Source organism: Roseovarius sp. MMSF_3298, assembly GCF_030733705.1.
Taxonomy (GTDB): Bacteria; Pseudomonadota; Alphaproteobacteria; order Rhodobacterales; family Rhodobacteraceae; genus Roseovarius; species Roseovarius confluentis.
Map to the genome: position 1 here is coordinate 78451 of NZ_JASHIN010000010.1, position 11922 is coordinate 90372.

The following is an 11922-nucleotide window of genomic DNA, read 5'->3' on the forward strand; positions in this document are numbered from 1 at the left end:
CGACCCGGTTCAGACGGGTTAGAAGCGGCCAAGGATTCAGGAGGCAGGATTGAGCGCGCCAAGACCGGTAGTTCTGTGTATTCTCGACGGTTGGGGGCTGAGCGAGGAGCGGGAGGCGAACGCGCCCGCGCTGGCCGCGACGCCGCATTTCGACCAGCTGATGGAAACCTGTCCGAATGCCACGCTGATCACGCATGGCCATGATGTCGGCCTGCCCGAGGGGCAGATGGGCAATTCCGAGGTCGGGCACCTGAATATCGGGGCCGGTCGCGTGATCGAGATGGATCTGCGGCGCATCGACCGTGCGATCGAGACCGGCACCTTCGGTGCGCTGCCCGGCTTCGTTCGTTTTGCCGACAAGGTCGAGGCCGCGGGCGGTACCGCGCACCTGCTGGGCGTGCTGTCGGATGGCGGCGTGCACAGCCATATCGGGCACATGATCGCCGCCGCCAACGCGCTGACCGCGCGCGGCGTGCCGGTCGCCATTCACGCCTTTACCGACGGGCGCGACGTGGCACCGACCTCGGCCAAGGTGTATCTCGAAGCCCTGCGCGCGGCGCTGCCCATGGGCGCGGTCATCGCCACCGTTTCGGGCCGGTATTACGCGATGGACCGCGACAATCGCTGGGACCGTGTGCAACTGGCCTACGAGGCGCTGGCACGTGGCGAAGGCTACACCGCCGAGACCGCCGCAACCGGCATCGACGACGCCTATGCCAAGGGCCGTACCGACGAGTTCATCAAGCCGCGCGTGCTGGGCGATTACCAGGGCATGAAGGACGGCGACGGCCTTTTGTGCCTGAACTTCCGCGCCGACCGGGCGCGCGAGATCCTGGCCGCCTTCGCCGACCCGGAGTTCGACGATTTCGAGACCGGCCAGCGCCCGGCCTTTTCGGCCGTGAGCGGCTTTACCGAGTATTCGCGCCGCCACAGCGCCTACATGGATTCCATCTTTCCCGACGAGCAGCCGGTCAACACGCTGAGCGCGTGGCTGGCACAGCATGGCAAGCGACAGTTCCACACCGCCGAGACCGAGAAATACCCGCACGTCACCTTCTTCCTGGCCGGCGGGCGCGAGACGCCCGAGGACGGCGAGGCGCGGTACATGGCCGCCTCGCCCAAGGTGGCCACATATGACCTGCAACCCGAGATGTCGGCGGAGGAGGTGACCGATCACCTGGTGGATGCCATTGCCGAAGGGTATGATTTCATCGTGGTGAACTACGCCAATCCCGACATGGTTGGCCACACCGGCGATCTGGGCGCCGCGATCCGCGCCTGCGAAGCGGTCGATGCGGGGCTGGGCCGCGTGCTGGAGGCGCTGGACGATGCGGGCGGCGCCATCATCGTCACCGCCGATCACGGCAACTGCGAAACCATGGTGGACCCGGTGACCGGCGGCCCGCATACCGCGCACACTACCAATCCGGTGCCGGTGATCCTCAAGGGTGGGCCCGAGGGCGCGCGCCTGCGCGACGGGCGGCTGGCCGATCTCGCGCCGACGGTGCTGGAGCTGATGGAGCTGCCGCAACCGGACGAGATGACAGGCAAGAGCCTGCTGAAATGATCCGCGCGGCGCTTCTTTCACTGGCACTTGTCGCCGCCGCGCCCGCCACGGCACAGGACCCCGGCGCCGAGGCGCGGGCCGCGTCGGACCGCCTGAACCGCGCCGCCGCCTTGATGGAAGCGGCCGAGGGCGCGGCCAACCGCGTGAAGGCGCTGACCGAGGTGGTGGGCGCCTACGAGGACGGGCTCGAAGCGATGCGCGAGGGCCTGCGCCGCGCCGCCATCCAGGAGGAGACCCTGACGCGCCGCCTGCAATCGCGCGAGGACGAGATCGCCAGCCTGCTGGGCGTGTTGCAGAGCATGGCGCAGTCAGAGGGGCCGGTTCTGCTGTTGCATCCCTCCGGCCCGATCGGCACGGCGCGGTCCGGCATGATCATATCCGACGTGACACCGGCGCTGGAAACCCGCGCCGCCGCGCTGCGGGCGGAACTGGAGGACGTCACCGTTCTGCGCACCCTGCAGGAAAGCGCGCTCGATACCCTGCGCGACGGGCTGAAGGGCGCACAGGACGCCCGCACCGCGCTGAGCCAGGCGATTGCCGACCGCACCGACCTGCCCCGCCGCTTTACCGAGGATCCGGTCAGGACCGCGCTGCTGGTGGCCTCGACCGAAACGCTGGAGGGGTTTGCCAGCGGGCTGAGCCAGATCGCGGTGGACGAAGTGGCCGGATCGCTGCCCGGGATCGACGCGCGCAAGGGCAGCCTGCGCCTGCCGGTCGAGGGCCGCATCCTGCGCCGCGCCGGAGAGGCCGACGCCGCCGGGATCGTCCGGCCCGGCATCGTCATGGCCACCCGGCCCCGCGCGCTGGTGACGACGCCCGTGCCCGCCACACTGCGCTATCGCGGGGAACTTCTCGATTACGGCAACGTGGTGATCCTCGAGCCTCAGGCGGGCCTTTTGCTTGTCATCGCGGGGCTCGACGTGGTCTACGGTGACATCGGCGAGGTTCTACCGGGAAACAGCCCTGTCGGGATGATGGGCGGCGACGGGCGTGACACTAACGCGCTGTTGATCGAGAATGGCAAAGATGCGGGTGCGTCCCGAACCCAAACACTTTATATAGAAGTGCGAGAAGACAACGAACCCGTCGATCCGGAGACCTGGTTCCAGACAAGCGAAGGATGAGCAACCCGATGAAGAAGTTTCTGATCGCCGCCCTCGTCGGCAGCCTGACCGGCGCCGTGGTGACGACGCAAGTCGCGGCACCCCTGCTGGCGCAGGAAGCGGCCAAGACCACGAATGTCTACGAACAGCTTGATCTCTTTGGCGATATTTTCGAGCGCATCCGCTCGCAATATGTCGAGGAAGTGGACGAAAGCGAGCTGATCGAGGCGGCCATCAACGGCATGCTGACCTCGCTCGACCCGCATTCCAGCTACCTCAGCCCCGATGATGCCGCCGACATGCGCGTCCAGACCCGCGGCGAGTTCGGCGGGCTTGGCATCGAGGTGACCCAGGAAGACGGATTCGTGAAGGTGGTGTCACCCATCGACGGCACCCCGGCGGAAACCGCGGGCATCGAGGCCGGCGATTTCATCACGCACGTGGACAGCGAAAGCGTGCTGGGCCTGACCCTGGACGAAGCCGTGGAAATGATGCGCGGCCCGGTCGGCAGCGAGATCGTCATCACCGTGGTCCGCGAAGGCGAGGCGGAACCGTTCGACGTGTCCATCGTGCGCGACACGATCAAGCTGACCGCCGTGCGGGTGCGGACCGAGCAGCAGAGCGTCGTTCTGCGGGTGACCACCTTCAACGACCAGACCTTCCGCAATCTCGAAAGCGGGCTGGCCGAACAGATCGAAGAAGCCGGCGGCATCGACAATATCAGCGGCATCGTTCTGGACCTGCGCAACAACCCCGGCGGCCTGCTGAACCAGGCGATCCAGGTATCGGACGCGTTCCTGGAGAAGGGCGAGATCGTCAGCACCCGTGGCCGCGCGCCCGAGGATGGCGAACGGTTCAATGCCAAGCCGGGCGATCTGGCCGAGGGCAAGCCCATCGTGGTGCTGATCAACGGCGGTTCGGCCTCGGCGTCGGAAATCGTTGCCGGCGCGCTGCAGGACCATCGCCGCGCCATCGTCGTCGGCACCAAGAGCTTCGGCAAGGGCTCGGTTCAGACCGTGATGCCCCTGCGCGGCGACGGCGCGATGCGCCTGACCACGGCGCGGTACTACACGCCGTCGGGCCGCTCGATCCAAGCGCTCGGCGTCAGCCCGGACATCGTGGTGGAACAGCCCCGCCGTGCCGAGGAGACCGAAGAGGAAGAAGAGGATGGCGCGGCCAACCGCTTCGACCGCTCCGAGGCCGATTTGCGCGGGCGGCTGGACAATGACAGCCTGAGCGAGGACGAGGTCCGCCAGATCGAGGAAGACCGCGAGAAGGCCGAGGAAGCCGCCAAGCTGCGCGAGGAAGACTACCAGCTGGCCTATGCCATCGACATCCTCAAGGGCCTGACGGCGCTGGGTCCGCAATACGAGTGAGCCGGTTGGGCATGACTTTGATGAACGGGCGGGATGGTTCCCGCCCGTTTTTGGTATATACTGCATCATGCCTGAATTGCGCCGCCCTTCCTCGCGAGACCTCGACGACCTGACGGTGCTTTGTCTGCGGTCCAAGGCCTATTGGGGGTATGACTCGGAGTTCCTGGCCGCCTGCGTTCCCGTCCTGACGCTGACCGCGGCGGATTTGCAGGGCACTTCGACGATCACCGAGGTCGAGGGTGGAACACTTCTGGGCATGGTACAGGTTTCGAACAGGCGAGAAGGCTGTTACCTGCAAAAGCTCTTCGTCGACCCCGCGCATATGGGTAAGGGCACGGGGCGGCGGCTGTTCACATGGGCGGTCCAAAAGGCCCGCGACATGGGGGCCACGGAAATGATCATCGAGTCGGATCCCGGCGCGGTGCCGTTCTTTTCCGCCATGGGCTGCCGCGCGGCAGGCAGCGCCCCGTCCGAGGCGATGCCGGACCGGATGCTGCCACGCCTGGTGTACGATTTGCGGTAGGCCCCACAAAATTCGTACGAACTTTGTGGGGCGCCGATCAGCCGGTGCGCGCCAGGTGCGCCTCCATCGCCGCCAGCCTGGCGTCCAGCCCGCGCCGCCCGAACCCAAGCCGGAAGCGGTCGGTGGGCGTCGACCCAAGGTCGGAGCGGTAGATCGTGCTGGGCAACAGCAGAACGCCCGCCTCTTCCACCAGCTTGCGGGCGAATTCCTCGACGCCGTCGGCACCCAGATACCGCGGAAAGCCCATGCAGGCACCATCGGGCCGCTGCCACTCGAAGAGGTCGGGATGGCGGGCAAAGAAGGCATCCCATTTCGGCAGGTTTTCATCCACGATGGCGCAGTTGCGCGTAAGGATGGCGTCGCGGTTCTTCAAGGCGATCAGCGCCAGCCGCTCGCTGGGGCCGGAATTGCAGATCGACAGGTAGTGCTTCATCCGCTCCATCTTGGAAAGCACGTCGCGGTCCTGGCACGCGATCCACCCCACCCGCAGCCCCGGCAGGCCATAGGATTTCGACATCACGCCCAGCGACAGCCCGCGTTCGTAGACATCTGCGATGAAGGGCAGATGCTGGGCGTCCGAGGGGCCAAGACCGTTGAAAATCTCGTCATGCAAAATCCAGATGCCGTGGTGGCGGCAAAGCTCGATCAGTGCTTCGTACCGGTCATGCGGCAGGATTGCGCCCGTGGGATTGTGCGGAAAGTTGATCGTCAGCAGGCGGGTATTGGGGCGGATCGCGTCGCGCACCCGGTCGATATCCAGCGACCAGTTGTCGTCGGGGTCGAGCGGCACGCCCGTCGCTTCGCAGATCGCCAGGGGGAGGCTTTCGTGCGACTGGTAGTTGGGGGTCACCACGATGGCGTGACTGTCCTTGTCCAGCAGCACATTGTTGGCCGCGAAAATGCCTTCGCTTGCCCCCGCAAAACATAGCACATTGTCGGCGGACCGCCCCGCGTAGGTCGCCGCGATGGCCGCGCGCAGGTCGGGCGCGCCGAAGGTCTCGGTATAGCCCAGCCACATCTGCTCGAAACCGTCCCGGTCTTCGGGGCTGGCCATGGCCAGAAGCTCTGGAAGGGACATGCTCTCGGCGTCCGAGGCGGTCATGTGGTGGCGGGCCTTGAATTCCCACTTGGCGAAATGGGTTTCCAGCCGGAAATCGGGCAGGGTCGTAATGGGTTGTCCTGTAAGCTCAATCCACCGCGCGGATAAGCTTGCGTTCCAGCACGCGCAAGACCGTGCGCAGATCATGGCCGCGTTTCAGCACCTGCCCGTCCATGCCGATCACCGCGTACTGCCCCTGCCGTGCGCGCAGCTTGGGGCGTTTCTCGATCCGGTAGAGCGGGTTTTCGGCGGTGCGCCGAAAGACCGAGAAGATCGCCACGTCGCGCAGGCTGGAAATCCCGTAGTCGCGCCATTCGCCCGCAGCCACCATGCGGCCATAGACCGACAGGATCGCGGCAAGCTCGGTGCGGTGGAAGGCCACCTGTTGCGCGCTGCCTTGCGGCGGGAACGGAGAGGTGGGTTGGAATGTCATGCCACCAGAGTTGCGGTAAAAGGGTGGCGAGGCAAGGAATTTGTGACGGGGCGGGGTGTGACGGCTGTGCGGTGCCGCTGTCATCCCGGAGGTGAGCCGGGGTCTTGGGGGGCGAGAGATCCTCGGGTCCGGCCCGAGGATGACGGCGCACGGGAAAGGCCGGACGCGCGGCGTCGAACTGCAAGAACCATGTCATCCCGAACCCGATCCGGGATCTCGCGGGGCGATAGGCCCTCGATCAACAAGGTGGCCCCCTAACCCCGGCCGATGTAGGGCATCTTCGTCGCCATCACCGTCATGAACTGCACGTTCGCCTCGGGCGGCATCTCGGCCATGTGCAACACCGACCGCGCCGCGTTGTCCACGTCCATCGTGTGCATTTCGGGGTTGGCCTGTTTCAGCCCGGCCACGAGCTCGCTTTCGGCATTACCGATGTCGATCTGCCCGCAGGCGATATCGAAGGGCCGGCCATCCAGCGACAGTGAGCGGGTCATGCCGGTGATCGCATGCTTGGACGTGGTGTAGCAGATCGAACCGGGCCGCGGCACATAAGCCGACAGCGAGCCGTTGTTGATGATCCGCCCGCCCTGCGGGTCCTGCGCGCGCATCGCTGCAAAGGCCAGCCTTGCCGTGATGAACATGCCGCGCAGGTTGACGGCGATGACCTCGTCGAACTCTTCGACGGTCACCGCGTCCGGCGTTGTCGAGGGGCCGAACGTGCCGGCGTTGTTGAACACCGCATCCAGACGCCCTGCCTCTCCCAGAAATGCCTCGAAGGCGCGTTCCATGGCCTGCGCATCGGTCACGTCTGCTGGCAGAACCACCGCCTCGCGCCCCTGCGCCAGTTCGTTCAGCCGGTCGGCGCGGCGGGCCACCAGCCCCACGCGCCACCCGGCGTCGAGGAACGCCTCCGCCGTCGCACGGCCAATGCCGGAGCTGGCGCCGGTGATCAGGATGGATTTCATAGCTCTGTCTCTGCCTCCATTTCCAGTTCCAGCGGCGCGGGCGCCGCCCGCAGGTCGTCGATGCGCAGGGCGCCGGTGGGTTTCGACAGCCGGTTGCGCACCACCCAGTGCAGACGCTCCTCCGCGCGGGTGATGGCGACGTAGGCCAGCCGTTTCCACAAGGGCTGCCCCGCCTCGGTGCGGCCCATGCGGGCGGCGGCGTAGATGTCGGGGGCAAAGACCTGCACGTCGGGCCATTGGCTGCCCTGCGCCTTGTGGATCGTCACCGCCGCGCCATGCAGAAACGTGGCGCCCATGCGGGCGGCGAAGGGGATGAAGGGCTCTTCCTCGTCCGGCTTCTCGATCTTGACGATGCTGGCGGCACTGACGCGCGGGTCCTCGGCGCCCATGACGTGCAGCCGGGAAAAGCCCGGCTTGCGGCCCGCGCCCAGATAGATCACCTGCGCTCCCTTGATCAGGCCCCGCGCCTCGAGGTCCAGCCGTTTCTTGCGGTGCTTGAGCGGCAGTTCCAGCCCGTCGCAAATGAGCGGTTCCCCTTCCAGCAACTCGGTCTCGGGCGCGCCATGCACGGCGCGGAAGGCGTTGATCAGGCGGATGCGGGTGGCGTTGCGCCAGACAAGGACGGGCGAGCGCGCCATCAGGTCCACCTCGACCCTTTGCGCCCATTGCACGCGGTCGTCCTGCGCCGCCTTCTGTTCGACCAGCCGCTCGAAATCCTGAAACCCGACCTCGGGGTCGCCCAAGGCGTGCGCCAGGTCGAGGATCGGGTTGTCGGCGTCCTGCCGGTGGATGCGGTTCAGCGTCAGCTTGGCGGGCGCGGGCAGCCCGTCGAAGACCATCGAGCCGGACTGGTTCACGGGGGCAAGCTGCGCGGGATCGCCGAAAAGCAGCAACGTCGGAAAGATCTCCTGCAGATCCTCGTACTGCTTTTCATCCAGCATCGAGGCCTCGTCGATGAAGCCGATATCCAAAGGCTCCTCGCGGCGCTTCCAGCCGGTGATGAAATCGCTGCCGCGCAGCCCCGCGGCGGCCAGCGCGCCGGGGATGGACTTGTGCGTGCCGTAGAACAGCCGCGCACGTTCCAGCGCCTCCTCGGTCAGGCCCTCGATCTCGGGCTTCTCGCCGTTGCCTGCCAGCCATTCGGCGATGCGCTCGTATTCGGGATCGTAAACCGGGGTATACAGGATGCGGTGAATCGTGGTGGCGGGCACGCCGCGCATTCGCAATACGCTGGCGGCCTTGTTGGTGGGGGCAAGGATAGCCAGCGTGCGCCGATCCTTGCGGCGGCGGCCCTCCCAGTCGCCCGAGACCACGTCGACGCCGGCCTCTTCCAGCGCGCGGTAGAGTGCGGCCAGCAGCAGGGTCTTGCCCGATCCGGCCTTGCCGACAACGGCCATCACCCCGGACTTTCCTTCGCGCGGCGGGGTCAGCATCCCCTCGTCAAGGTCCACGCCAGCCTCTCGCAGCGCGGCGGCGATGCGGTCATGGGCCTCGGCCTGGTCGTCAGAGTATGTAAGCGCGGTCTGGGACATGGCGCGACCCTACAGCCGCGCCTTGGCCTGCACCAGCGCGGGGCCGATTTCTTGCAAGAAATCGGATCGGAAAATTGCAATTTTCCGGCCCGGAATTTTCGAAAATTCCGGTGCGCCCCGCTCAGGCCGATTGTGCGAAAGGCTGGCGCTCGTCGCCGAAGCTGCGGCGGAACCATTGCTCGCTCAGTTGCGGGGTGATACCGGCGCGGCAGGCCACTTGGGCGCGGGCGGCGTCGGTGAACTCCCACAGGCCCACGCTGATCCGGTCGCGGCCTGCACCCATGCTGCCCAGCACCTCGGGCGAGGAGCCGATCGTGCGATAGATCCGCACCATCCGCGCGTCGAACACGCCGGCGAAATGCTGCACCCCGAAGTGGCGCATCAACTCGCCGCCGCCCAGCATCAGCGCAGCGGCGACCCGGCTTTCGGCGCCGCGCGCCAGGCAGAACCGCGTGCATTCCCAGATATGCGGGCTTTGGATCGTACTGCCGCCAAGGATATCGGTGAAATGCTCGTTGATCATCGTCCGCCCGGTGGTGGGCAGGAACCGCATCGAGCCCTTGTGGCGCCCGTCAGACCCTTCCCAGATCACGTAGAGCGGGTTGAGGTCGTCATATTGATCCCGCTCCAACCCCTTGTCATCGACCGCCACGTCCCAGCCGAGCCGGGTCTTGAACTGGTCGGCCCGGTCGCGGAACATACCGTCGGCCAGCTTGGTGAAACGGTGAAGTTGGTCGGCGTAAACATAGCGTAGCATGGTCGAATTCCCCTCTGTCAGTACGACAAGAGGAAAATTCTCGCCAAATCTTTAAACGCCTGTAGGAGCACCGCGCGTTGCGCACACCGGCAAGGTCAGATCACGATCAAACCCTGGCTGATGGCGCGGGCGACCGCGTGAACCGTGTTGATCGCCCCCAGCTTGAACCGCGCGGATTCGATATAGACCCGCAGCGTGTGTTCGGAGATCGACAGCGTGTCGGCCACCTGCGCCCGGCCATAGCCCAGCGCCAGCAGCGTCAGCGCATCGACCTCGCGCGGGGAAAGCTGGCGGGCGGGCGCGGGCGCGCGGTCAGGCTCGAATTCCAGCGCCTTCTGGTTGAAGGTATGCGCGCACAGGATCAACTCCCGACGATGCGCCTCGGTGAATTCCGCCCAGGCGTCGTCGTCACATCGGTGGTTCACGGTGAAGAGCGCGAATTGCCCGTTCGGCCCCCGCAACGGGATCGAGTAGCCCTGGTTGCCCAGGCCGTGATCCTGCGCTTCCTTGAGGAAAGCCTGCGCGGGCTTGCCGGACCAGTCCAGCCGCTTCCACTCGACGGGGTGAAACCGCTGGTAACAGCCCTTTATGACCGGATCGACGCGCAGGTAATCCTTTTCGACATAGCGCTCGACCCAGGCCGGATCATAAGTGCCGCACCCATACTGGTCGCCCGCGGCGCTGACCCAGTGATAGACAAGATGATCGATCCGGAAGTGATCGCGCAGGCGCATGGCGACTTGCTGAAGGTCCGCCGGTTCGCGGGCATGTTCAAGATCTTCGAGAATCGGTTCGAGCCGCCGTGGCGGTTGCACGTTCATACCCAGTCATTCCCTCCCGCGGCGACGTCCCCTTCGACGTCAGTTCCGCCGCCGCGACGAGTCTCGTGTCGTCGATCTGTTCGGCAAGAACCCCAAGGCCATTTTGCCGAGCGAAGGTTCTGAGATCCGCCAGGACATCCAGTATCCACTCGTTCTGCATAATAGCCTCCTTCGGGAGTAGTTAACGAAAGGTTAACTCAACCTTAGCATGTTGAACTTTTTCGCCGAATTCGCGCTTTTTCCCTCCCCGAATGTAGCGAGGTCACGATCTTCAAGCGCCTGGAATCGTTAACTCCGCTTCCGGGGCAGAAAAAAGCCTGCGAACCGGGGCACCGATTCGCAGGCCAGATGCGGGCCGAACCGGCCCGTCAGGGAGAAATCGTTAACCTTTCTTACCGGCGTCCAGCACGTCCTCGACCGTGCGCAGACCCGTCCGCGGGGATTGCACCAGCACTGCCATGTTGCCCGGCTTGTGCTCGTTGCGCAGCATCTTCATGTGCGCGCCCGGGATCTCGTCCCAGGGGAAGACCTCGGACATGCAGGGGTCGATACGGCGCTCGACCACCAGCTGGTTGGCCGACGAGGCCTGTTGCAGGTGGGCAAAGTGGCTGCCCTGCAGGCGCTTCTGGTGCATCCACATGTACCGCACGTCGAACGTACAGTTGAACCCGGTCGTGCCGGCGCAGATCACGACCATGCCGCCCTTCTTGCAGACCAGGGTCGAGACCGGAAAGGTCGCCTGGCCGGGGTGCTCGAACACCACGTCGACATTGTTGCCCTTGCCGGTGATGTCCCAGATCGCCTTGCCGAACTTGCGCGCCTCGGTGAACCATTCCTTGTATTCGGGGCTGTTCACCTTGGGCAGTTCGCCCCAGCAGTTGAAATCCTTGCGGTTGATGACGCCCTTGGCCCCCAGCGACATCACGAAATCGCGCTTGTCCTCATCCGAGATCACGCCGATCGCGTTGGCGCCCACGGTGTTGGCCAACTGGATCGCGAAAGACCCCAGGCCCCCCGAAGCGCCCCAGACAAGCACGTTCTGACCGGGCTTCAGCTCGTGCGGGTGGTGGCCGAAAAGCATCCGGTAGGCGGTGGCCAGCGTCAGCGTGTAGCAGGCGCTTTCCTCCCAGCTGAGGTGCTTGGGGCGCGGCATCAGCTGTTGCGCCTGCACGTTGGTGAACTGCGCGAAGGAGCCGTCGGGCGTCTCGTAGCCCCAGATCCGCTGCGTGGGCGAGAACATCGGGTCGCCGCCGTTGCAGTGGATGTCGTTGCCGTCGTCCTGGTTGCAGTGGATCACGACCTCGTCGCCCACTTTCCAGTTCTTCACCTTGTCACCCACGGCCCACACGACACCCGAGGCGTCGGAGCCGGCGATGTGGTAATCCGCGCCATGCCCGTCAAAGGGGCTGATCGGCTCGCCCAGGCCGGCCCAGATGCCGTTGTAGTTCACGCCCGCGGCCATCACCAGCACCAGCACCTCGTTGCTGTCCAGCGCCGGCGTGTCCACCACCTCGACCTGGAAGGACTTGTCGGGCTCGCCATGCCGCTCTCGCCGAATGGCCCAGGCGTACATCTGCTTGGGCACGTACCCCAGGGGCGGCAGTTCGCCGATCTCGTAGAGGTCTTTCTCGGGCGCGTCGTAGGGCGCAATTCCGGTTTCGGTGTCCAGAGCCATCGGGGCCTCCTTCATATGCGTTTGCCGCGATGCAGAATCGCGCCTGTCCGCACTGAAATAACTTTCATCGC

At 65.6% G+C, this 11922-nt stretch carries 11 protein-coding genes; 4 read left to right on the plus strand and 7 right to left on the minus strand.

Annotated elements, in window-relative coordinates; all coding sequences use genetic code 11:
* Window positions 1-49 precede the first annotated feature (49 nt).
* The 4 genes from gpmI (at window position 50) to RBB18_RS10985 (ending at window position 4569) form a co-directional block, all read left to right on the plus strand.
* Window positions 50-1567 carry a 2,3-bisphosphoglycerate-independent phosphoglycerate mutase gene (gene gpmI, locus RBB18_RS10970; protein ID WP_306111409.1) on the plus strand — a complete coding sequence of 506 codons (1518 nt, stop codon included), beginning with the start codon at window positions 50-52 and terminating at the stop codon, window positions 1565-1567.
* Window positions 1564-2691, plus strand: a complete 1128-nt coding sequence (locus RBB18_RS10975) for a murein hydrolase activator EnvC (protein ID WP_306111410.1) — start codon at window positions 1564-1566, stop codon at window positions 2689-2691. The genes gpmI and RBB18_RS10975 overlap by 4 nt, the downstream gene beginning before the upstream one ends.
* A gap of 8 nt (window positions 2692-2699) precedes the next feature.
* On the plus strand, window positions 2700-4046 hold the full coding sequence (locus RBB18_RS10980; protein WP_306111411.1) for a S41 family peptidase: 1347 nt from the start codon (window positions 2700-2702) through the stop codon (window positions 4044-4046).
* 67 nt (window positions 4047-4113) lie between these two features.
* Window positions 4114-4569 carry a GNAT family N-acetyltransferase gene (locus RBB18_RS10985; protein WP_306111412.1) on the plus strand — a complete coding sequence of 152 codons (456 nt, stop codon included), beginning with the start codon at window positions 4114-4116 and terminating at the stop codon, window positions 4567-4569.
* Window positions 4570-4606: 37 nt separating this feature from the next.
* Here the strand turns inward: RBB18_RS10985 and RBB18_RS10990 are convergent, their stop codons facing one another.
* From RBB18_RS10990 to ccrA, 7 genes are all read right to left on the minus strand, one after another.
* Window positions 4607-5671, minus strand: a complete 1065-nt coding sequence (locus tag RBB18_RS10990; RefSeq protein WP_306111413.1) for a pyridoxal phosphate-dependent aminotransferase — start codon at window positions 5669-5671, stop codon at window positions 4607-4609.
* An 85-nt stretch (window positions 5672-5756) separates the two neighbouring features.
* The gene (locus RBB18_RS10995) at window positions 5757-6101 is read right to left on the minus strand and encodes a DUF2794 domain-containing protein (protein ID WP_103763781.1); all 345 of its coding nucleotides are present in this window, start codon (window positions 6099-6101) and stop codon (window positions 5757-5759) included.
* 254 nt (window positions 6102-6355) lie between these two features.
* On the minus strand, window positions 6356-7066 hold the full coding sequence (locus tag RBB18_RS11000; RefSeq protein ID WP_103763782.1) for an SDR family oxidoreductase: 711 nt from the start codon (window positions 7064-7066) through the stop codon (window positions 6356-6358).
* Entirely contained in the window at window positions 7063-8598 is a 1536-nt protein-coding gene (locus tag RBB18_RS11005; protein WP_103763783.1) for an AAA family ATPase, read from the minus strand. Before RBB18_RS11005 ends, RBB18_RS11000 begins: the two co-directional genes overlap by 4 nt.
* A gap of 121 nt (window positions 8599-8719) precedes the next feature.
* Entirely contained in the window at window positions 8720-9355 is a 636-nt protein-coding gene (locus tag RBB18_RS11010) for an acyl-homoserine-lactone synthase (protein ID WP_306111414.1), read from the minus strand.
* Between the two features lie 95 nt (window positions 9356-9450).
* Window positions 9451-10176 carry an autoinducer binding domain-containing protein gene (locus RBB18_RS11015; RefSeq protein ID WP_103763785.1) on the minus strand — a complete coding sequence of 242 codons (726 nt, stop codon included), beginning with the start codon at window positions 10174-10176 and terminating at the stop codon, window positions 9451-9453.
* A 382-nt stretch (window positions 10177-10558) separates the two neighbouring features.
* Complete coding sequence (gene ccrA / locus RBB18_RS11020; RefSeq protein ID WP_306111415.1) at window positions 10559-11851, minus strand: crotonyl-CoA carboxylase/reductase; 1293 nt, start codon at window positions 11849-11851, stop codon at window positions 10559-10561.
* Between the last annotated feature and the right edge of the window lie 71 nt (window positions 11852-11922).